The sequence below is a fragment of the Mycobacterium sp. 050134 genome, from assembly GCF_036409085.1.
Classification (GTDB): domain Bacteria; phylum Actinomycetota; class Actinomycetes; order Mycobacteriales; family Mycobacteriaceae; genus Mycobacterium.
In genome coordinates this window covers 174,770-195,669 of record NZ_JAZGLV010000011.1, presented here as the reverse complement: position 1 = coordinate 195,669, position 20,900 = coordinate 174,770, and the positions used below count along the sequence as shown (strand labels likewise).

Genomic DNA, 20,900 nt, shown 5'->3' with positions numbered 1-20,900 from the left:
GTCGCTCGGCGCAAGGCGGGTGAACCTGCGCATGATTTCGCCGGGAGGCCTCGGGGCAATGGTGCGCAAAATGATTCGAGCTATCGGTGCCCGATGAAGCCGTCAGGCCGCGCCGCTCCGGCGTCCAGTTTCTCGCATATGAAACCCCTGTGCTCGTCAACGTCCGGTCGTTTGCGGGACGGTGCGCCACGACGCTCGGCCTGGGTGCCGGACAGCAAAAGCGAGGGCGCATCCGTGCCACGCCACGCAGGGACGAAGCGCTCGTGCAGCTACCGTCAGGGGCCAGCGTGGCCCCGATCTGGCCGGTGCCATCACCGGGGCTGACCGCCGCGAGGGCGTTGATCACCCAACGCTGAGACCCGTAGGGTCGTTCTCGACTTGCTCGGGTGAAGGACACGAGTTTCCGGACACGAACGTCGACGCCACCCCGGACCGGGCGGAGCCGGCGGCTCTCGCGTCCGAAGACGCTACCGGCACTTGGAGATTCGCCGTTACGGCGGGTCGGGAGGTCGCCGCCGCGGCGGGGCTTTCCATCCTGATCGGTGACAACTCCGGCGCCGGAAACTGCCTGCCGATGATTCCGGGCACCACGGGACCGGACCACAATGGGGGTAAGCCGCCCGATCACTTTGCAACGAGGACTTTTCGGAACCGATCGGCAACCCGAATACGAGCTCACAACATGTGTTGTCAATATGCTCGGGCGCTTGATTTGCGCCTGCGCGCGACGCTCGGTGTGCTCGTGCGCAGCCAGGGTCTGGTTCATGACGTCGACGACGTGGCCGGACATCAGGCCCGGCCGTCGTAACGGCCCCGGAGTCCCCGTATGAGACGCTGCCGGGGTGTTCGTGACGCAGCCCCGCGCCCTCGGTGTGCTGGCCGCGTACGCCGCCGACGTCACCCTCGCCGACCCGCGGCGGGGACACCCGGTGGCCGCGTTCGGTCGGGTGGCCGCCGCCACGGAGCGGCTGATTTACCGCGACGACAGGGTCGCCGGGGCCGCGCACGTCGGGCTGCTGGTCGGCGCCGTCACCGTGCTGGGCGCGCTCGCGCAGCGGTCCGCCGGCGCCCGCAGCCTGGCGGCGGCCACCGCCCTGGCCACCTGGGCGTCACTGGGCGGCACCTCGCTGGCACGCACCGGCCAGGCGATGGCCGGGCTGCTGGAACGCGGCGACATCGAGAGCGCGCGGCGGCTGCTGCCATCGTTGTGCGGACGCGACCCGTCTGCGCTGGACCGCGACGGGCTCGCCCGTGCGGCGCTGGAGTCCGTCGCGGAGAACACGTCCGACGCCGAGGTGGCGCCGCTGCTGTGGGCCGCCGCGGGTGGCGTCCCGGGGGTGCTGGCCTACCGCGCCATCAACACGCTGGACTCGATGATCGGCTACCGCACGCCGCGTTACGCGCGATTCGGTTGGGCCGCAGCGCGCTTGGACGACGCGGCGAACTATGTGGGCGCGCGGCTGACCGCGGCGCTGGTGGCGTTGCTCGCGCCCTTCGTCAGCGGGTCATCGGCGGGCGCGTTGCGGGCCTGGCGGCGTGACGCGGCCCATCACCCCAGCCCCAACGCCGGCGTCGTCGAGGCGGCCTTCGCCGGGGCGCTGGGCGTGCGGCTCGGCGGCCCGACCCAGTATCGGCACCACCTGGAGATCCGGCCCGCACTCGGCGACGGACGGGCACCGGAGGTGGCCGACTTGCGTCGCGCGGTGGCGCTGTCGCGGCTGGTGCAGGCGGCGGCGGTGGCGATCGCCGCGCTGGCGGCCTACCGCCGGCGGCCGTAGCGGTCGGCGAGCTTGTCCTCGACGGTCACCGGCTGCGCCGGGGCGGCCGCGCTCTGCTTCTCCCGGCGGCGCGCCTTGATCTCGGAGTAGGCGAAGTAGCTCAAGCCGATCGGCGCCAGGATGCCGAACGAGATCCACTGGATGCCATAGGACAAAAACGGCCCGGCGTCGAGGTGCGGCACCCCCAGCACGCCGAGGCCGCCCGGCTGGTCGTCCACCAGCTGCAGGTACGACCCCGCGAGCGGCACCTTAGTCACCGCCGCGACCTGTGCGGTGCTGATCGAATACACCTGTTGGACCCCGTCGGCGAAGAACGGATCCTTGCCCGGAGCGGTGGGCTCGGAGTCGCGCAGCCGCGCGGTGATGGTCACCCGTTCGGTCGGTGGGCGGGGGATTGCAGGGACATGCGACCCCTGCTCCGGACGCACGTAGCCACGGTCCACCAGGACGGTGGGGCCGCCGTCGACGGCGAACGGTGCCAGCACCTCGAACGCCGGATCGGAGTTGACCACCCGCAGCCGGGCCAGCACCTGCACGTCGGCCAGGTAATGCCCGGTCGCGGTCACGCGCCGCCACTGGGCGCCGGGCGCCGACGAATCCTGTTGCGGCAGCAGCGTTTGAACAGCCACCGGGTCGGTGTTGAGCGAATACTCGATCTGCTGGTTCTCGTGCGATGTCCGGTTGTGCTTCCCCAACTGCCAGGGCGCCAGCACCATGAAGCACAGGTAGGTGAAGGCGATCACCACCAGCGCCAGCGCGATCCAGCCGGGCCGTAGCAGGAAAGCGAGCCTGCCCATCAGCCCGATCCGTTCTCCGCGAGCCGCGCGTCCACCCACTCGTGCAGGCCGGGCAGCGCGGCCTCGATGACGGTGAAGGCCTGCTCGAAGTCTCGGTCGTCGCCGTAGTAAGGATCGTCGACGTCGGCGGCGTGCGCGCCCGACCGCGGGTCGAACGAGCGCAGCATCCGGATCCGGTCCTGCTCGACGCCCAAATGCTGCAACATCCGGAGGTGGTTGCGCGCCAGCGCGACGACCAGGTCGGCGGCGAGATGATCGTCGTCGACCTGCGTGGCGCGATGGTCGGCGGCATAGCCGTGGGCCTGCAACACCCGCGCCGCCCGCTCGTCGGCGCAGCTGCCGACGTGCCAGTTGCCGGTGCCCGCGCTGGTGACCCGCACCACGTCGCCGAGGCCCCGGCGGCGCAGCTGGTCGGCGAACATCTTCTCGGCGATCACCGAGCGGCAGATGTTTCCGGTGCAGACGAAGGTGACGTGCAGCGGCTCCCGGTCAGACACCCAGCGCCCTCCGCAGCTCGTCGATCGTCGCGGCGTGCGTCACCCCGGTGATGCCGAAGCCCTCGGCGAAGTCGTCCCGTCCGTAACCCCAGCCCACCACCACGGTGTCGATACCGTGGGCGGCCGCGCCGTGGACGTCGTGGCTGCGGTCGCCGACCATCAGGACGCGTTCGGGCAGCGGCCGCAGCTGGTCGAGCGCGTGGGCTAGGACCTCGACCTTGGCCTTGCGGGAGCCGTCCGGGCTGGCGCCGGCGATCACCTCGAAGTGCTGGTCCAGCCCGAAGTGAGCGAGGATGCGCCGCGCCGTGGGTTCCAGCTTGGAGGTGGCCACCGCCATCCGGACACCGGCGGCCCGCAGGTCGGCCAGCAGGGGCGCGATGCCGTCGAACAGGGTGTTCATCGCCCAGCCGCGGGCGCCGTACTCGGCCCGGAACGCCGCGATGGCCGCGTCGGCGTCCGCGCCAAGCATGTCCCGGAAGGTGTCGTCCATGGGTGGGCCGACGATCTGCGCCACCAGGTCGCCGTCGGGTACCGGGGCGCCGATGTGGTCGAGCGCATGCAGGAAGCTGGCGACGATTCCGTCCGCCGAGTCGGTCAGCGTGCCGTCTAGGTCGAAGATCACCAGTTCGGCCGTCAAGATCGTGCCTGTCACCTCACCATTGTCCTCGATCGCCGCGCCCGGGTGTGACGGTGTTGCCGCCGCGCGGCCGGGACGGCCAACTAGTGTTTCACGGATGGCTTCCCCGATGACCGGCGTGGGCGCGAGCCCGCCGGCGGCGCGGTATCACGGCGATCAGGCCGTCGCGCCCGGGATGCTGGACTTCGCCGTCAATGTCCGGCACGCGCAGCCGCCGGAGTGGCTCACGCGGCGGCTGGCGGCGCGGCTGACCGACCTGGCGTGGTACCCGAGCCTCGACGATGAACGGCGGGCGCGGGACGCGGCCGCCGCGCGCCACGGCCGCGCCCGCGAGGAGGTGCTGCCGCTGGCGGGCGCCGCGGAGGGCTTCGCGTTGCTGGGCAATCTGCGTCCGGCGCGCGCGGCGATCATCGCGCCGTCGTTCACCGAACCGGCCGTGGCGCTGGCCGCGGCCGGGGTGCCCGTGCACCACGTCGTGCTCGAGCCGCCGTTCGGCCTGAGCGGTGCGGAGATTCCCGACGACGCCGACCTGGTCGTGGTGGGCAACCCGACCAATCCCACGTCAGTCCTGCACTCGCGCGAGGACCTGCTGAGGCTGCGCCGCCCCGGGCGCATTCTGGTGGTCGACGAGGCATTCGCCGATTCGGTTCCCGGCGAGCCGGGGTCGCTGGCCGGTGAATCGCTGCCGGACTTGCTGGTGTTGCGCAGCCTGACCAAGACGTGGGCGCTGGCCGGCTTGCGGGTGGGATACGCGCTCGGGGCGCCGGAGTTGTTGGCGCGGTTGGCCGCCCAGCGAGCGCACTGGCCGGTGGGCACCCTGCAACTAACGGCAATCGCGGCCTGTTGCACAGCCGAGGCGGTCGCGGACGCCGCCGCGGACGCGGTGCGGCTCGGTGAGCTGCGCGCCGAGATGGTGGCCGGCCTGGCGTCGGTGGGCGCCGACGTGGTCGACGGGCGCGCGCCGTTCGTGCTGTTCCGCCGGCCGGACGCCGAGCGGATACGAAATTCGTTGCACCGCAGAGGAATTGCCGTCCGGCGTTGTGATACGTTCGTCGGCCTGGACGGGCGGTACCTGCGCGCCGCGGTGCGTCGCGAATGGCCGCTGCTGGTGCGGGCGATCTCGGAGGTGACGCGATGAGCGTGCGATTGGCCGACGTCATCGAGGCGCTGGACGCGGCGTACCCACCGCGGCTCGCGCAGTCGTGGGATTCGGTCGGTCTGGTGTGCGGCGACCCGAGCGACGCGGTGGACTCGGTGATCGTGGCAGTGGACGCGACGCCGGCGGTCGTCGACGAGGTTCCCGACGGCGGGCTGCTGCTGGCGCACCACCCCCTGCTGTTGCGCGGCGTCGACACGGTGGCGGCCAGCACGCCGAAAGGCGCGCTGGTGCACCGGCTGATCAGAACCGGGCGTTCGCTGTTCACCGCGCATACCAACGCCGATTCGGCGGCGCCGGGGGTGTCCGACGCGCTCGCCGGGGCGCTCGGACTGACCGTGGAAGCGGTGCTCGAACCGCGCACGCCCACCGCCGATCTCGACAAGTGGGTCGTCTACGTGCCGCGTGAGAACGCGGAAGCGGTGCGGGCGGCGGTGTTCGAGGCCGGGGCCGGCCACATCGGCGACTATTCGCATTGCAGCTGGAGCGTCGCCGGCGTCGGCCAGTTCCTGCCGCACGAGGGGGCCTCTCCCGCGGTGGGCAGCGTCGGCACCGTCGAAACGGTCGATGAGGACCGGTTCGAGGTCGTCGCACCGGCCCGAATCCGCGGCGCTGTGCTGGCCGCGATGCGCGCCGCCCACCCCTACGAGGAACCCGCGTTCGACATCTTCGCGATGGCGCCGCCGCCGGCGGACACCGGCCTGGGCCGCGTCGGCGTATTGCCGAAGCCGGAGCCCCTGCGGGCCTTCGTGTCCCGCGTCCGGGCCGCGCTGCCGCGGACGGCCTGGGGCGTGCGCGCGGCCGGCGACCCGGAGGCGACCGTGTCGCGGGTGGCGGTGTGCGGGGGCGCCGGCGACTCGCTGCTGGCCACCGCGGCCCGCGCCGATGTCCAGGCGTACGTCACGGCGGACCTGCGGCACCACCCCGCCGACGAGCATCGGCGGGCCTCGGGCGTCGCGTTGATCGACGTGGCGCACTGGGCGAGCGAATTCCCCTGGTGCGCGCAGGCGGCCGGCTTGCTGCGGTCCCGGTTCGGCGCCGCGCTGGACGTCCGCGTCTGTGACGTGCGCACCGATCCCTGGAACCTGGGCAACGAAGCTGAGGAAGATCATCGATGAAAGCCGAAGTGAAGCAACAACGTTCACTGCTTGAGCTGTCGAAGCTCGATGCAGAGCTGTCGCGTCTGGCGCACCGGGCCTCCCACCTGCCGGAGCGGGAGGCCTACGAGCGGGTGCAGGCGGACCTCGCGGCGGCCGGCGACCGGCTGGCCGCGACGCGCATCGCCCTGGAGGATCTGGACACCGAGGTCTTGCGGTTCGAGGCGGACATCGAGGCGGTGCGCCAGCGCGAAGACCGCGATCGGGTGCTGCTGCAGTCGGGCGCGTCCGACGCCAAGCGACAGTCGGACCTGCAGCACGAGCTGGAGACGCTGCAGCGGCGGCAGGCCAGCCTGGAGGACTCGCTGTTGGAGGTCATGGAGCGCCGCGAGGAGTTGCAGGCGCGGCTGACGGCGGAACAGGAGACCGTGGAGGCGCTGGAGTCGGAGGTGGCCGCGGCGCGAAGCGCCGTCGACGAAGCCGTCGCCGAGATCGACCACGCGCGCCAGTCGCAATCGTCGCAGCGGGAGACCCTGACCGCGACGCTGGACCCCGCCCTGTCCGCGATCTACGAACGGCAGCGGGCCGGGGGAGGACCCGGTGCCGCGCCGCTGCTCGGGCGCCGGTGCGGCGCCTGCCGGCTCGAGATCGACCGCGGCGAGCTGGCGCGCATCTCGGCGGCCGCGGACGACGACGTGGTGCGGTGCCCCGAGTGCGGAGCGATCCTGCTGCGGGTCACGGGATCCGGGCAGTGAAGGCCGTCATCGAGGCCGACGGCGGGTCGCGGGGCAACCCCGGTCCGGCCGGGTACGGCGCGGTGGTGCTTAGCGAAGACCGGTCGACCGTGCTGGCCGAGGCCAAGCAGGCCATCGGCCGGGCGACCAACAACGTCGCCGAGTACCACGGCCTGATAGCCGGACTCGAGCACGCCCTGGAGCTCGGGGCCACCGAGGCCGCGGTCTTCCTGGATTCCAAGCTGCTGGTCGAGCAGATGTCGGGGCGGTGGAAGGTCAAGCACCCGGACCTGATCGCGCTGCACGCGCAGGCCCGCGCGATGGCGTCGAGGTTCGAGCGGGTCAACTACACCTGGATCCCTCGGGAGCGCAACAAGCACGCCGACCGACTGGCCAACGAGGCGATGGACGCCGCGGCGCGGGTCGGTGAGACGCCGGAGTCCGTGGCCTCCTCGAAGAGCGCTGCGGCACAAGCGAAGACCGGTCCGGGTTGGACCGGCGCGCGCGGCACCCCGACCAGGTTGCTGCTGCTGCGGCACGGCCAGACCGAGCTGTCGGCCCAGCGCCGCTATTCGGGGCGCGGCAATCCCGCGCTGACCGACGTCGGGCGCCGGCAGGCCGCGGCCGCGGCGCGATACCTGGCCGAGCGCGGCGGGATCGCCGAGGTTCTCTCCTCGCCGCTGCAGCGGGCCTACGACACCGCGGCGACCGCCGCCAAGGCGCTGGGGCTGGACGTCACCGTCGACGACGACCTGATCGAGACCGATTTCGGGGCGTGGGAGGGGTTGACGTTCAACGAGGCCGCGCAGCGCGACCCGGAGTTGCACGGCCGCTGGCTGCGCGACACCGGCGTCACGCCGCCGGGGGGCGAAAGCTTCGACTCCGTGCTCGACCGGGTGCTCAGGGTCCGCGAACGGATCGTCGCCAACCACGAGGGCTCGACGGTGCTGGTGGTTTCCCATGTGACGCCGATCAAGATGCTGTTGCGGATGGCTCTGGAGGCCGGGCCGGGCATCCTCTACCGGCTGCACCTCGATCTGGCGTCGCTGAGCATCGCCGAGTTCTATTCCGACGGTGTCTCATCGGTGCGGCTAGTGAATCAAACGGTCTATCTGTAAACGAATCTGACCGTACGACTTCCGCGGCCAGGGATTTCGGGTTAAGAAACCACCCATGCCGTCTTCTGAGCCCGGCCAAGGTTCGCCGGTGCCCGTTCCGGACGACGTGCGCGCTCGCGTGATGCCGGCCGTGCTCGACGAGCTGGCCCGCTGGGGCGTCGAGCGGTTCAGCGTCGAGGCGATGGCCGAGCGGCACCGACTCGACGCGGCGATGATCTATCGGCATTGGGGTGATCGCCAGCGGCTGATCGTCGACGCGGCGCTCGCCGACCTGGAGAGACTGCGGGTGGCGACGGACACCGGGTCGTTCCGCGAAGATCTGCTGGCGTTGGCGCGCAGCATCGCCGCCCGGGCCAACGACGCGGACGGCCGCATCTTCCTGAGGGCGCTGGTGATGGACCGGCGCGGGCCGCACGATCACGACATCCGGATGAACTTATGGGAGGCGCGTTACGCCGTCGTGCGCACGGTGATCGACCGGGCCAGGGACCGCGGTGAACTGCGCGAGGGCGTGGACACTCTGGCCGCCGTGCAGATAGTGCTGGCGCCGCTCAGCGTGCGCGCCCTCTACCTCGACGATCCCGTCGACGACGACTATTGCCAGAAGATCGCCGACCTGGCGTGGCGCGCGCTGGCCCGGCCGTAGCGCTTCGTTGCTGGTTCGGGTCTTTCGCGCTTGTGGTGTGGCGTGGCCGGGGGTTGAGTGTGCATTGGGGGTGGGGGATTCGCTGATTTTGCGCTCTGGGTGCACAGTCGGCGGTTCGGGCGGCCAGGCGTGCAGGCCGAGGATCCTTGCAAGTGCCCGCCTCAGCGCGACAGGGTGAATCGGACCCGGCTGCTCGGCGCCAGGGGCGATTGAGTGTGCACTGAGGTATTCGAGTGTGCGTTCAGGGTGGGGGATTCGCTGATTTTGCGGCCTGATTGCACACTCGACGCACTGAATGCACACTCGACGCCCGGCGACGGCCAAGGCGCCCGAGCCGACCACCCACGCAAGTGCCCGCCTCAGCACGACCGCCTGCGGTGACCGGAAGACCGGGCTCGACTCGCGCAACACCCTGTACATCGGTTGCGGCTCGGCCAGACCCGTCACGGCCTGGTCGACGAACCCTTCCGCATCTGTCATGAGGGCCAGTCCGGCACCAACATGCCCGCTGGACAATGCCCAATGCTAAGCGGTCGCACAGTGGGCGGTGGAGGTCAACTGTGCAGGTGAAGCCGTTCGCCGTGCGTCCCGAAGATCATGATGGCCTCCACTGGGCGGTCGATCACCCCGAACCAATGCGGCGTCCAGGTGGAGAACTCGACCGCCTCGCCGGGCGCGATGGTCAAGTCGCGCTCGCCAAGCACGAGCCGAAGCCGGCCGGAGAGGACGTAGATCCAGTCCTGCCCCTCGTGCACCGGCAGCTCCGCGGGCGGGGTGCGGCGCCGGGAGCTGACCCGCACCTTGAACGTGTGCAAACCGCCGGCCGGGCCCTGGCGGGTCAGCGGCCAATAGGTGACCCCGCGCCGAGTGTGCGCCGCGCCGCGCACCCGCGGATCGTCGTCCTCGGCGGACTGCAGCAACTCGTCGGTGCTGACCGACAGGGCCCGCGCCAGGCGCGGCAGGTGATCGAGCGCGAGCCGGCGTTTTCCCGACTCGAGGCGGCTGAGGGTCGAGACGTCGATCCCGGCGCGCTCGCCCACCTCCTGAAGCGTCATGCCGCGTTGGATGCGCAGTTCCCGCAGCCGCCGGCGCACGTGAAGGTCGATGTCCGACGCGGTTTTTGCCTGCATGGCAAAACAGCTTGGCAATTCCGGCGCGGCTCGGCAAGCTCGGCGGCATGGATACTTCTTGCAAACCCGACGACGCCCGGCGGTTCTGGGAAGAGCGCTACCGTTCGGCGGAGCGGGTATGGAGCGGACGGGTCAACGCGCGCCTTGCCGAGGTGGCCGCCGACCTGGCGCCGGGCCGGGCCCTCGACCTGGGCTGCGGGGAGGGCGCCGACGCGCTCTGGCTCGCCGAGCGCGGCTGGCGCGTGGTGGCCGTCGACGTCTCGGCCACCGCGCTGCAACGGGCGGCCGACGCCGCCTCGGCGCGAAACCTGGCCGATCACATCGACTTCCAGCGCCACGACCTCGACGAGACCTTCCCCGACGGGACGTTCGACCTGGTATCGGCCCAGTACTTCCATTCGCCGGCCCGGCTGGACCGCGGGGCCGTGCTGCGCCGGGCGGCCGATCGCGTCAACCCGGGTGGCGTGCTGTTGATCGTCGACCACGGGGCGGTTCCGCCGTGGGCACGGCACCACGATCACTCCTTCCTGGGGATCGAGGAGGTGATCGCGGCGCTGGGGCTCGAGGCGGGCGCCTGGACGCGCGTGCGAACCGAGTCCGTCGACCGCGTGATGGTCGTCGACGGCCAAACGGCCACCGTCCCCGACAACGTCATCGCGTTGCGGCGGGCCGAGTAGCGACGAGCCGGGGTCGTTGCTGGCCCCGGCATCGCGCAGGTAGTACCGTGGACCGTCGCGGACGAGTTGGCCGGGCGGCCGCGGACTGCCGCAAGGCGGTTCGAGGAAAGTCCGGACTTCACAGAGCAGGGTGATTGCTAACGGCAATCCGAGGTGACTCGCGGGACAGTGCCACAGAAAACAAACCGCCACCCGCATGGGTGGTAAGGGTGAAACGGTGCGGTAAGAGCGCACCAGCGCGCCGGGTGACCGGCGTGGCTAGGCAAACCCCACCCGAAGCAAGGCCAAGAAGGCCGCACGCAAGTGCGGCTGCGCAGGCGCCCGAGGGCTGCTCGCCCGAGCCTGCGGGTAGGCCGCTCGAGGTACCCGGCGACGGTGTGCCCAGATGGATGGTCGCCGCCCCGTCGCCGTTGTTCAACACGCGGCGGCGGGGAACAGAATCCGGCTTACAGGCCAACTCGTCCGCCCCCTTAGTCCGGCCGCCTCAGGCCTTGCGCACCGCCTTGGCGAGCTTGCGCAGCGCGTCGTCCACCTGCACGCGGCAGCGTTCGGCGAGGTCGGCCTCCTGCTGGTACAGCAGCCCGTAGGTGAACGTGTCCTCGCCGGCGGCGTGCGCGGCCGCGGCCTCGTGGCTCAGGTGCTCCCGGCTGACCACGCTGTCCTGATGGTCGCCGAGCAGCGTCTGGATGGCCTTGGCCTGTTCGGACACCTTGCTTGCGCCGGTCGCGGAAGCGGTGTAGCGAAGACGCTTGGCGCGCTTGCGGATCCGGTGCAGGGATTCGTTGCGCTCGTGCTCGTCCTGGCTTTCGGCCGCGACCTGCGCGGCGGCCTTCGCCGCTTTGCGGACCTTCTTGTAGGCGGCGTCGATCGTGACCGGCGCATGCTCCTCGCCGGTGATCTCGGCCGGGCTCTGCGCGACCAGGGCGTCGAGCGCGTCGAGCAGCCGGAAGTACCGCTGCGACCGCATGGCGATCAGCGACCGGCGCAGCCCGGTCTGGTAGCGGCGCAGGGCGCCGTCGACCAGGCGTTCGCGCACCGGGCCGCGGACCAACTCCGGTGCCAGGCCGCCCAATTCGCGTTCGTACCGCTCCGCGAGCACCTCGGCGTCGCGCGCGATGCCCAGGATGCCGGCCAGCTCGCGCAGTTCGTCCATGATCCAGGTGTCCTCGGGCAACCCGAACGATTCCTGGTAGTCGCGCAGCAGGCTGCGGATCTTGCGGGTGGTCACCCGCATCTGATGGATCGAGTCGGGCGCGTCGGCACGCACGGCGCGGTCCCACACCCGCAGTTCGCCGAGTTGCTCAATCAGCGCGCGCCGCAACGGTTCCTCGGCTTGCGGCGCGCCGGCCGGCCGTGGCGTCGCGCCGAGCACCCGGGCCAGCTTCGAGGCGTGGCCGGCCGGCGCGGCGCCCGCGTCGAGCAGCCGATTGCTCAACCGGTCCAGCAGCGCGGTGTCGGCGGCCCGGTCACCCTCGGCCAGCTCGAGTTCCCACTCGCGCCATTCCTGTTCGGCCGGAGCGGATTCGCCGTTGCCGGCGGAGTTCGCCGCCCACGCGGTGACGTGATCGTTGCTGAACTCCGCCAGCGGGGTGCCGTCGGCGCCGTACAACAACTGGCTTTCGCGCCGGGTGGTGATGCGGGCGACCGGTTGCAGGGGGCGGTCGCGGACGATCGCGAGCACCACGTCGCGCAGCTCCTCCGGCACGCCGTCGTGCTCGTCGCTCAGCGGCGCGTGGATCTCGGTGCGGGAGTCGGCGGCGCCGCCCGGCAGCTTGAGGTGCCAGCCCGCGTCATGGCCGCCGGTACGTCGCCGCAGGGTGACCTTGTTGCGGGCCAGGTCCTGTGCCGGCGTGTCGAAGTACGTCGCGTCCAGCGACTGCGTCGGCGACTTCTCCACGCGGGCCACCGCGGCGATGCCTTCGAACGACGGGGACACGGTGGACTCGACGACGTCGAACTTGCGCTCCACCTCGAGATGCCGCGAGGTCTTCGGCGCTTTAGCAGGCATATTGGCTCCGTAGTGGTGATTGGCACTCATAGCGTGCCATACCCGGGTCGCGGGTCCGGCCGGCACACCGGCCGCTACGGCGGCGGCGGTGGTGGCGGCGCGGGGTCGTCGCGCAGATGCATCGCCAGGCCGCTGAGTTGCCGGATCATCTGGACTTCGGCGTCCTGGAACGGCCGCCCGTCGGGTGCCAGCAGATCGTGGAACCAGACGTCCGGCATCGCGGTGTAGGGATGTTCCCACGAGTCCCACGGGAAGAAAGTCTGGGTCTTGCCCGCCACCAAACCCCAGTTGAACGCGCCCACGTTGTGGCGCTTGGCGATTGGCAGGATGTCGGGCACGGTGCTGCCCAGCGGGCGCGCCATGTACTCGGTACACAGGATCGGGCGGCCCTGCGGGCCGAGTTCGGTGATACGGCCCTCGAACTCCGCCGCGTCACCGTAGTTGTGGAAGGTGATCACGTCGGAGTTGTCGAGCTGGATGCCGGCGATGGCGCTGCGCCGCCCGGCATCGGCCCATTCGCCGTCCCACACGCCGCTCGTCAGGGGTTGGCTGGGATCGACCGACCGGGCCCAGGCGAACACCTGGGGCAGCAGGTCGGCGACGCGGTCCAGCTTGTCCGGCCTTTCGACCGGGCGATAGTACTTGGAGGGGTTGTCGGGCTCGTTCCACAGGTCCCAGCCCAGAACCCGGTCGTCGCTGCGGAATTGGGTCAGGACCCCGGTGACATAGCCCTGCAGGGCGCGGGTGTAGCCGCGGTCGTCCAGGCGCGCCGCGCCGGGGCTTTGCACCCAACCGGAGTTGTGGACACCGGGCCTGGGGGCGCGCTGCGGGCCGGCCTGCGGGAACGGGTCCCAGCAGGAGTCGAACAGCACGAACAGGGGCTTGATACCGTGGGCGGCCGCGATGTCGACGAACTGCGCGAGCCGGCCCTGGAAGCCGCGCCGATCCTGCGCCCAGAGCAGGTCGTGCAGGAAGACCCGGATCGTGTTGAATCCGTTGGACCGCGCCCAGCCCAGCTCCGTGTCGATGCGGCGGGGATCGTAGGTGTCGGGCTGGAACATCTCCAGCTGGTTGACGGCGTTCGACGTGACGTAGTTCGCGCCGACCAGCCAACCCTGCTGCTGATACCACCGGTTGGCCCGCTCGGCCGACCACCGGCCCGCGTCCGGCCGGGTGGCCGGTGGTTGCGCGGCGGCGCGGGGCGCCTGCGCCAATGCAGTGCCCGCCGCGATCGATAGCAGCGACTTCAACACCGTCCGACGGGGCAGCGGGCCGCCGCAGTTCGCCCGGTTGATGTGCTCACCCTGCTCTCGGAGTCGAGATGGCCTATGGCGTCAATCGTACACTCTTGACGCACAAGGGTTTTCGATTCGAGCGCGGGGATCGTGTTTGCGCAGGCGACCGGCGGAAAACCGGTTACGCGCCCGGGGAGCGGGACGGGTGGATCAGAAGCAGTGCTCGTCGGCGGGGAAGACCCCACCGGCCACCTCTTGGGCATATTGCATTGCGGCTCTTCGCAATTCGGTGCCGACTTCGGCGAACCGCTTGACGAAGCGGGCGGCCTTGCCGCTGCTCATCCCGGCCATGTCCTGCCAGACCAGCACCTGGGCGTCGCAGTTGGGCCCGGCCCCGATGCCGATCGTCGGGATGGTCAGCTTGCCGGTGATCTGGGTGGCGAGCTCGGCGGGAACCATCTCCATGACGACGGAGAATGCCCCGGCCTCGGCGACGGCGATCGCGTCGGCGATGGTCTGCTCGGCCGCGTCGCCGCGGCCCTGCACGCGGAAGCCTCCGAGGCCGTTCACGCTCTGCGGCGTGAAGCCGATGTGCGCCATCACGGGAATGCCCGCCGCGGTCAGACAGGCGATCTGGTCGGCGACCCGCTCGCCGCCCTCGAGCTTGACGGCGTGCGCGCCGCCCTCCTTCATGAAGCGGGTGGCGGAGGCGAGCGCCGCGGCCGGCCCGCCCTCGTAGCTGCCGAACGGCAGGTCGGCGACGACGAGCGCATGCTGGGCGCCGCGCACCACCCCGCGGACCAGGGGGATCATCTCGTCGATCGAGACGGGCACGGTGGTGTCATAGCCGTAGACGACGTTGGCCGCCGAGTCGCCGACCAACAAGACGGGGATGCCGGCCTCGTCGAACACGCGGGCGGTCGAATAGTCGTAGGCCGTGAGCATGGCCCACTTGTGACCCTCGGCCTTCATCTTCTGGAGGTGGTGGGTGCGGATCTTGGTGAGCGGCTGCGAGGGCGAGTCGGCACCATAAACGTTCTGCTCAGACATCATTGTCCTCAAAATTGGTCGGGTCGCTCCTCGTGGCCCTATCAGGTGATCGAAATCCTGGCCGGGTCCCCGGGTGCGTCTGACACCGTCATTCTGCCACCTCTTTTGCGCAGTTGCACCGCCGCCGTCGTGTGAGACATACCATGCAGCCATGGAGCGGCTCAGTGGACTCGACGCCAGCTTCCTGTACCTGGAAACGCCCGACCAGCCCATGCACGTGTGCTCGATCCTCGACGTGGACACGTCAACGATGCCGGGCGGCTACACCTTCGATCGCCTGCGCGACGCGTTGTCGTTGCGCATCAAGGCGATGCCCGAGTTCCGCGAGAAGCTCGCGAACAATCCGCTCAACCTCGACCATCCGGTGTGGGTCGACGACGACACCTTCGACGTCAACCGCCATCTGCACCGCATCGGGCTGCCGCCGCCGGGCGGGCGCACCGAGCTCGCCGAAATCTGCGGCCACATCGCCTCGCTGCAGTTGGACCGCCGCCGGCCCCTGTGGGAGATGTGGGTCATCGAGGGCGTGGCTGGCACCGACTGCCACCGCGACGGCCGGCTGGCGGTCATGACCAAGGTGCACCACGCCGGCGTCGACGGGGTCACCGGCGCCAACCTCATGTCGCAGCTGTGCAGCACCGAGGCCGACGCGCCCGCGCCCGACCCGGTCGACGGCGTCGGCGGCGCGACCGGGTGGCAGATCGCCGCCGGGGGATTGCTCAGGTTCGCCGCCCGCCCCCTCCGGCTGGCCAATGTGGTGCCCGACACCGTTTCCTCGGTGGTCGCCACCCTGCAACGAGCCCGCGAGGGCCTGACCATGGCGCGCCCGTTCGCGGCGCCGCCCACCGCCTTCAACGCGAAGATCACCGGCCGCCGCAACATCGCGTACGCGGAGCTGGACCTCGAGGACATCAAGGCGGTGAAGAACCGCTTCGGCGCCAAGGTCAACGACGTGGTGATGGCCCTGGTGGCCGGGGTGCTCCGGCAGTATCTGGCCGAGCGGGACTGTCTGCCGGACGCGTCGCTGGTGGCGTCGGTCCCGGTGTCGGTGCATGGCAAGTCGGACCGCCCCGGCCGCAACCAGGTGTCGGCGATGTTCGCCAACTTGTACACCGAGATCGCCGATCCCGCGCAGCGCCTCCAGGCCATCGCCGAGGCCAATTCTATTGCTAAGGAACACAGTTCGGCGATCGGCGCCACGCTGCTGCAGGACTGGTCACAGTTCGCCGCCCCGGCCGTCTTCGGGGTGGCGATGCGGGTCTACGCGAGGACCCGGTTGACGGACTCCATTCCGGTGCACAACCTGGTGGTCTCGAACGTGCCCGGCCCCCAGGTCCCGCTGTACCTGCTGGGCTGCGAGGTCAATGCGATGTACCCGCTGGGCCCGATCTTTCACGGCTCCGGCCTCAACATCACCGGGATGTCGCTCAACGGCAAACTCGACATCGGGCTGATCTCGTGCCCGGAACTGCTCCCGGACCTGTGGGAGATGGCCGACGAGTTCCCGGTCGTCCTGGAGGAGCTGCTCGCAGCTACCACCTAGCCGACGGTGGTGGCGCTCATCAGAATCTCAGGTTGGCTCTGGCAGCATAGGTGGGCATGGGCCCGACTCGCCGCGACAGGATCGCGCGCACGCTGCTGATCTGGACGGTGTTGGCTGTCGTGGCCCTGCTCATCGGGGGCTGCGTGCGGGTGGTTGGCGGCCGGGCCGTCATGTTCGGGCCCAAGCTCGGCCAGCCGATCGAATGGACCCCGTGCCGTTCCTCCAACCCCAAGGCAAAGATCCCGGCCGGGGCGATGTGCGGAAAGCTGGCCGTGCCCGTCGACTACGACCACACCGACGGCGACGTCGCCGTCCTGGCCTTGATCCGCTTCCCCGCGACCGGCGACAAGATCGGCTCGCTGGTGATCAACCCCGGCGGGCCCGGCGAATCCGGCATCGACGCCGCCCTGGGGGTCGTTCAGACGCTGCCCAAGCGGGTGCGCGAGCGCTTCGACCTCGTCGGCTTCGACCCGCGGGGTGTGGGCTCGTCGCGGCCGGCCATCTGGTGCAACTCCGACGCCGACAACGACCGGCTGCGCACCGAGCCCAATGTCGACTACAGCCCGGCCGGCGTCGCCCACATCGAGGACGAGACCAAGGAGTTCGTCGGCCGCTGCGTGGACAAGATGGGCAAGAGTTTCCTGGCCAACGTCGGGACGGTCAACGTCGCCAAGGACCTGGACGCGATCCGCGCCGCCCTGGGCGACGACAAGCTGACCTACCTCGGCTACTCGTACGGCACCCGGATCGGCTCGGCCTACGCGGAGGCCTACCCGACGAAGGTGCGGGCGATGATCCTCGACGGCGCCGTCGACCCCAACGCCGACCAGATCGAGGCGGACCTGCGGCAGGCGAAGGGCTTTCAGGACGCGTTCAACGACTACGCCACCGACTGCGCCAAGCAGGCGAACTGCCCCCTGGGCACCGACCCGGCCAAGGCGGTCGACGTCTACCACAGCCTGGTCGACCCGCTGGTTGACCCGAACAACCTGATGGTCGGCAGACCCGCCCACACCAACGACCCGCGGGGGCTGAGCTACAGCGACGCCATCGTGGGCACCATCATGGCCCTGTACTCGCCGACCCTGTGGCGCCATCTGACCGACGGCCTGACCGAGCTGGTCGACCATCGTGGGGACACCATGTTGGCGTTGGCCGACATGTACATGCGCCGCGACGCGCACGGCCACTACAGCAACGCAACCGATGCCCGGGTGGCCGTCAATTGCGTTGACCAGCCCCCGATTACGGACCGTGCCAAGGTCATCGACGAGGATCGCCGCTCCCGGGAGATCGCGCCGTTCATGAGCTACGGCACGTTCACCGGCGACGCGCCGCTGGGCACCTGTGCGTTTTGGCCGGTGCCGCCCACCAGCAAGCCGCACACCATCACGGCGCCCGGCCTGGCGCCCACCGTGGTGGTGTCGACCACTCACGACCCGGCCACCCCGTACAAGGCCGGCGTCGACCTGGCCAACGAGCTACGCGGGTCGCTGCTCACGTTCGACGGCACCCAGCACACGGTGGTGTTCCAGGGCGACAGCTGCGTCGACGACTACGTGACCACGTACCTCATCGGCGGCAACACGCCGCCGAGCGGTGCCAAGTGCTGACGCGCTGCTGAACCTTTTCCCCGCGAGCGTGCGTGTCTGTCCGCGACACGCCGGGTGGGAGTGGCATTCTGCGCACGCTCGGCGAGCCCCGAAACGGGCGGTCGAACGCGCGAAGCGCTCGGCGACACGCGGAGGCGAGACCAAGGCGTAATCGTTTCGCGCTGTCACGGGTACACGCGGCTGCAACGATCTACACCCATGCCGCGCCTGAGATCGTTGAGTTCGGCGCTGCTGTCGTTCGGGATGCTGGCCGCCGGGCAGGCACCTGTGGCGGGGGCGACCCCGGAACCGGGTGCCGGGCAGACCCCCGCTCCGGCGCCGGCGCAAGCCATGGTGCCGGGGGCCAATTGGGGCAGTTGCGGCCAGATCCTCAACGACACCAGCGACGTCCCGACCACCGCCCGCTGCACTACCCTGTCGGTCCCGGTGGACTACAACAACCCGGGTGCCGCCCAGGCCAAGCTGGCTGTCATTCGGGTGCCTGCCACCGGCCGGAGGATCGGGTCGCTGCTGATCAATCCCGGCGGCCCCGGCGCTTCCGCCGTCGACATGGTCGCCGGAATGGCCTCGGGCCTGGAGAATTCCGACATTCGGCGCGACTTCGACCTGGTGGGCTTCGACCCGCGGGGCGTGGGCCACTCCACGCCGTCGCTGCGCTGCCGCACCGACGCCGAGTTCGACGCGTACCGACGCGAGCCCATGGTGGACTACAGCCCCGGCGGAGTGGCGCACATCGAACAGCTTTACCGGCAGCTGGCCCAGCAGTGCGTCAACCGGATGGGCACCGCCTTCCTGGCCAATGTGGGCACCACGTCCGTCGCCCGCGACATGGACCTCGTTCGTCAGGCGCTCGGCGAAGACCAGATCAACTACCTCGGCTACAGCTACGGCACCGAGCTGGGCACCGCCTACCTGGAGAAGTTCGGCAACCACGTGCGGGCCATGGTGCTCGACGGTGCGATCGACCCCACCGTCGGGCCGGTCGACGCAAACGTCACGCAGATGGCGGGATTCCAGACGGCGTTCAACGACTACGCCACCGACTGCGCCCGTTCGGCGGGCTGCCCGCTGGGCACCAATCCGGCCCAATCCGTCGCGCGGTACCACGCCCTGGTCGACCCGCTCGTGGCCAAGCCGGGCCGGACGTCGGACCCGCGCGGTCTGAGCTACGCCGACGCGACCACCGGCACCATCAACGCGCTCTACACGCCGGAACGTTGGAAATACCTCACCAGCGGCCTGCTCGGCCTGCAGCGCGGCACCGACGCCGGGGACCTGCTGATGCTGGCCGACGACTACGAGGGCCGCGGCAAGACCGGGCACTACGGCAACGACCAGGACGCGTTCAACGGTGTGCGGTGCGTGGACGCGCCGGCGCCGACGGACCCGGCGAGCTGGGTGTTGGCCGATCAGCGGATACGCCAGGCCGCGCCGTTTTTGAGCTACGGGCAGTTCACCGGAAACGCGCCGCGTGATTTGTGCGGCCTGTGGCCGGTGCCCGCGACGCTGACGCCGCACCCCGCGCCGCGCGTCGCGCCCGGCAGGGTCGTCGTGGTGTCCACCACTCACGACCCGGCCACGCCGTATCAGTCCGGCGTCGACCTGGCGCGCCAGCTCGGCGCCCCGCTGATCACCTACGACGGGACCCAGCACACGGCGGTTTTCAACGGCAACCAGTGCGTGGACACCACGGTGGTGCGTTACCTCGTCAACCTGACGGCGCCACCGGCGTCGCTACGCTGCGAGCCCTGAGCCGCCGCTCCCGGGGCGGCGCAACGTTCTGAGCGGGCATTTAACGGCAGCAGTAACACGGATTTAACAGGCGCCGCATACTGTCGGGTCATGGATCGACAGAAGGAATTCGTCCTCCGCACGCTGGAGGAACGAGACATCCGCTTCGTTCGGTTGTGGTTCACAGATGTGCTCGGTTACCTGAAGTCGGTCGCCATCGCCCCGGCTGAGCTCGAGGGCGCGTTCGAGGAGGGCATCGGCTTCGACGGGTCCTCCATCGAGGGCTTCGCGCGCGTTTCCGAATCTGACACCGTGGCCAACCCGGACCCGTCGACGTTCCAGGTGCTGCCGTGGGCGACCTCGTCCGGCCACCATCACTCCGCGCGGATGTTCTGCGACATCACCATGCCGGACGGCTCGCCGTCGTGGGCGGACCCGCGTCACGTGCTGCGCCGCCAGCTGCAGAAGGCCAACGACCTGGGGTTCTCCTGCTACGTGCATCCGGAGATCGAGTTCTTCCTGCTCAAGCCCGGCGCCGACGACGGGTCGAGGCCGGTGCCCGTGGACACGGCGGGCTACTTCGACCAGGCCGTGCACGACTCGGCGTCGAACTTCCGCCGCCACGCCATCGAGGCGCTCGAGTTCATGGGCATCTCGGTCGAATTCAGCCACCACGAGGGCGCGCCGGGCCAGCAGGAGATCGACCTGCGGTTCGCCGACGCCCTGTCGATGGCCGACAACGTGATGACGTTCCGCTACGTCATCAAGGAGGTGGCGATCGAGAACGGCGCGCGGGCGTCGTTCATGCCCAAGCCCTTCGGGGAGCACCCCGGCTCGGCCATGCACACCCACATGAGCCTGTTCGAGGGCGACGTCAACGCCTTCCACAGCACCGACGACCCGCTGCAGCTGTCGGACGTGGGCAAGTCGTTCATCGCGGGGATCCTGGAGCACGCCTCGGAGATCAGCGCGGTCACCAACCAGTGGGTGAACTCCTACAAGCGGTTGGTACAGGGCGGCGAGGCGCCCACGAACGCGTCGTGGGGCGCGGCCAACCGGTCGGCGCTGGTGCGGGTGCCGATGTACACGCCACACAAGACGTCGTCGCGGCGGATCGAGGTGCGCAGCCCCGATTCGGCCTGCAACCCCTACCTGGCGTTCGCCGTGCTGCTCGCGGCCGGGCTGCGCGGGGTGGAGAAGGGCTACGTGCTGGGGCCGCAGGCCGAGGACAACGTGTGGGACCTGACCCCCGAGGAACGCCTCACGATGGGCTACCGCGAGCTGCCGACCAGCCTCGACAGCGCGCTTCGGGCCATGGAGGCCTCCGAGCTGGTCGCGGAGACGTTGGGGGAGCACGTCTTTGACTTCTTCCTGCGCAACAAGCGCGCCGAGTGGGCCAACTACCGCAGCCACGTCACGCCATACGAGCTGAGCACCTACCTCTCGCTGTAGG

Annotated in this window: 18 protein-coding genes, 1 other RNA gene and 1 pseudogene; 12 read left to right on the top strand and 8 right to left on the bottom strand. The window is 70.2% G+C overall.

Translation table 11 applies throughout. The features are described 5' to 3' along the window. Window positions 1-842: 842 nt before the first annotated feature. A complete protein-coding gene (locus tag SKC42_RS15440; protein ID WP_330965150.1) occupies window positions 843-1,778 on the top strand; it encodes a cobalamin biosynthesis protein in 936 nt (311 codons plus the stop codon). Here the strand turns inward: SKC42_RS15440 and SKC42_RS15435 are convergent. Genes SKC42_RS15435 through SKC42_RS15425 form a run of 3 tightly spaced genes read right to left on the bottom strand, consistent with a single transcriptional unit; the run spans window position 1,760 to window position 3,694 of the window. Continuing rightward, window positions 1,760-2,575 carry an SURF1 family cytochrome oxidase biogenesis protein gene (locus tag SKC42_RS15435; protein ID WP_330965149.1) on the bottom strand — a complete coding sequence of 272 codons (816 nt, stop codon included), beginning with the start codon at window positions 2,573-2,575 and terminating at the stop codon, window positions 1,760-1,762. The genes SKC42_RS15440 and SKC42_RS15435 overlap by 19 nt on opposite strands. Beyond that, window positions 2,575-3,072 carry a low molecular weight protein-tyrosine-phosphatase gene (locus SKC42_RS15430; protein ID WP_330965148.1) on the bottom strand — a complete coding sequence of 166 codons (498 nt, stop codon included), beginning with the start codon at window positions 3,070-3,072 and terminating at the stop codon, window positions 2,575-2,577. Before SKC42_RS15430 ends, SKC42_RS15435 begins: the two co-directional genes overlap by 1 nt. After that, entirely contained in the window at window positions 3,065-3,694 is a 630-nt protein-coding gene (locus tag SKC42_RS15425) for an HAD-IA family hydrolase (RefSeq protein ID WP_330965192.1), read from the bottom strand. The genes SKC42_RS15430 and SKC42_RS15425 overlap by 8 nt, the downstream gene beginning before the upstream one ends. Before the next feature lie 112 nt (window positions 3,695-3,806). On the opposite strand from SKC42_RS15425, the gene cobC reads away from it, so the two are divergent. From cobC to SKC42_RS15400, 5 genes are all read left to right on the top strand, one after another. Beyond that, complete coding sequence (gene cobC, locus SKC42_RS15420) at window positions 3,807-4,847, top strand: Rv2231c family pyridoxal phosphate-dependent protein CobC (RefSeq protein ID WP_330965147.1); 1,041 nt, start codon at window positions 3,807-3,809, stop codon at window positions 4,845-4,847. After that, on the top strand, window positions 4,844-5,983 hold the full coding sequence (locus SKC42_RS15415) for a Nif3-like dinuclear metal center hexameric protein (RefSeq protein ID WP_330965146.1): 1,140 nt from the start codon (window positions 4,844-4,846) through the stop codon (window positions 5,981-5,983). Before cobC ends, SKC42_RS15415 begins: the two co-directional genes overlap by 4 nt. After that, window positions 5,980-6,717, top strand: coding sequence for a zinc ribbon domain-containing protein (locus tag SKC42_RS15410; protein WP_330965145.1), 738 nt, complete (start codon window positions 5,980-5,982; stop codon window positions 6,715-6,717). The genes SKC42_RS15415 and SKC42_RS15410 overlap by 4 nt, the downstream gene beginning before the upstream one ends. Further along, window positions 6,714-7,814: a bifunctional RNase H/acid phosphatase gene (locus tag SKC42_RS15405; RefSeq protein ID WP_330965144.1), complete on the top strand. Its 1,101-nt coding sequence runs from the start codon at window positions 6,714-6,716 to the stop codon at window positions 7,812-7,814. Before SKC42_RS15410 ends, SKC42_RS15405 begins: the two co-directional genes overlap by 4 nt. 88 nt (window positions 7,815-7,902) lie before the next feature. Beyond that, the gene (locus tag SKC42_RS15400) at window positions 7,903-8,460 is read left to right on the top strand and encodes a TetR-like C-terminal domain-containing protein (protein ID WP_330965191.1); all 558 of its coding nucleotides are present in this window, start codon (window positions 7,903-7,905) and stop codon (window positions 8,458-8,460) included. A gap of 354 nt (window positions 8,461-8,814) precedes the next feature. On the opposite strand, the pseudogene SKC42_RS15395 reads toward SKC42_RS15400, so the two are convergent. Further along, a pseudogene (locus tag SKC42_RS15395) lies at window positions 8,815-8,940 on the bottom strand (cytochrome P450); the annotation flags it as partial. 74 nt (window positions 8,941-9,014) lie between these two features. After that, a complete protein-coding gene (locus tag SKC42_RS15390; protein ID WP_330965143.1) occupies window positions 9,015-9,590 on the bottom strand; it encodes a helix-turn-helix domain-containing protein in 576 nt (191 codons plus the stop codon). Between the two features lie 47 nt (window positions 9,591-9,637). On the opposite strand from SKC42_RS15390, the gene SKC42_RS15385 reads away from it, so the two are divergent. Together SKC42_RS15385 and rnpB are read left to right on the top strand one after the other, a co-directional pair. After that, window positions 9,638-10,267: a class I SAM-dependent methyltransferase gene (locus SKC42_RS15385; protein ID WP_330965142.1), complete on the top strand. Its 630-nt coding sequence runs from the start codon at window positions 9,638-9,640 to the stop codon at window positions 10,265-10,267. 62 nt (window positions 10,268-10,329) lie between these two features. Further along, window positions 10,330-10,732: RNase P RNA component class A (gene rnpB, locus SKC42_RS15380), an RNA gene on the top strand. Between the two features lie 19 nt (window positions 10,733-10,751). Here the strand turns inward: rnpB and SKC42_RS15375 are convergent. The 3 genes from SKC42_RS15375 to panB form a co-directional block, all read right to left on the bottom strand. Further along, window positions 10,752-12,275: a CYTH and CHAD domain-containing protein gene (locus SKC42_RS15375; RefSeq protein ID WP_330965141.1), complete on the bottom strand. Its 1,524-nt coding sequence runs from the start codon at window positions 12,273-12,275 to the stop codon at window positions 10,752-10,754. Window positions 12,276-12,349: 74 nt separating this feature from the next. After that, window positions 12,350-13,543 carry a 1,4-beta-xylanase gene (locus SKC42_RS15370; RefSeq protein ID WP_330965190.1) on the bottom strand — a complete coding sequence of 398 codons (1,194 nt, stop codon included), beginning with the start codon at window positions 13,541-13,543 and terminating at the stop codon, window positions 12,350-12,352. A 177-nt stretch (window positions 13,544-13,720) separates the two neighbouring features. After that, window positions 13,721-14,560, bottom strand: a complete 840-nt coding sequence (gene panB, locus SKC42_RS15365) for a 3-methyl-2-oxobutanoate hydroxymethyltransferase (RefSeq protein WP_330965140.1) — start codon at window positions 14,558-14,560, stop codon at window positions 13,721-13,723. A 151-nt stretch (window positions 14,561-14,711) separates the two neighbouring features. Here panB and SKC42_RS15360 point away from each other — a divergent pair, with 151 nt between their 5' ends. The 4 genes from SKC42_RS15360 to glnA all read left to right on the top strand — a co-directional run bounded on the left by SKC42_RS15360 (window position 14,712) and on the right by glnA (window position 20,899). Further along, window positions 14,712-16,103 carry a WS/DGAT/MGAT family O-acyltransferase gene (locus tag SKC42_RS15360; RefSeq protein ID WP_330965139.1) on the top strand — a complete coding sequence of 464 codons (1,392 nt, stop codon included), beginning with the start codon at window positions 14,712-14,714 and terminating at the stop codon, window positions 16,101-16,103. A 50-nt stretch (window positions 16,104-16,153) separates the two neighbouring features. Next, on the top strand, window positions 16,154-17,716 hold the full coding sequence (locus tag SKC42_RS15355) for an alpha/beta hydrolase (RefSeq protein ID WP_330965138.1): 1,563 nt from the start codon (window positions 16,154-16,156) through the stop codon (window positions 17,714-17,716). 198 nt (window positions 17,717-17,914) lie between these two features. Next, on the top strand, window positions 17,915-19,468 hold the full coding sequence (locus tag SKC42_RS15350; protein WP_330965137.1) for an alpha/beta hydrolase: 1,554 nt from the start codon (window positions 17,915-17,917) through the stop codon (window positions 19,466-19,468). Window positions 19,469-19,558: 90 nt separating this feature from the next. Next, entirely contained in the window at window positions 19,559-20,899 is a 1,341-nt protein-coding gene (gene glnA / locus SKC42_RS15345) for a type I glutamate--ammonia ligase (RefSeq protein ID WP_330965136.1), read from the top strand. Window position 20,900: the final 1 nt, after the last annotated feature.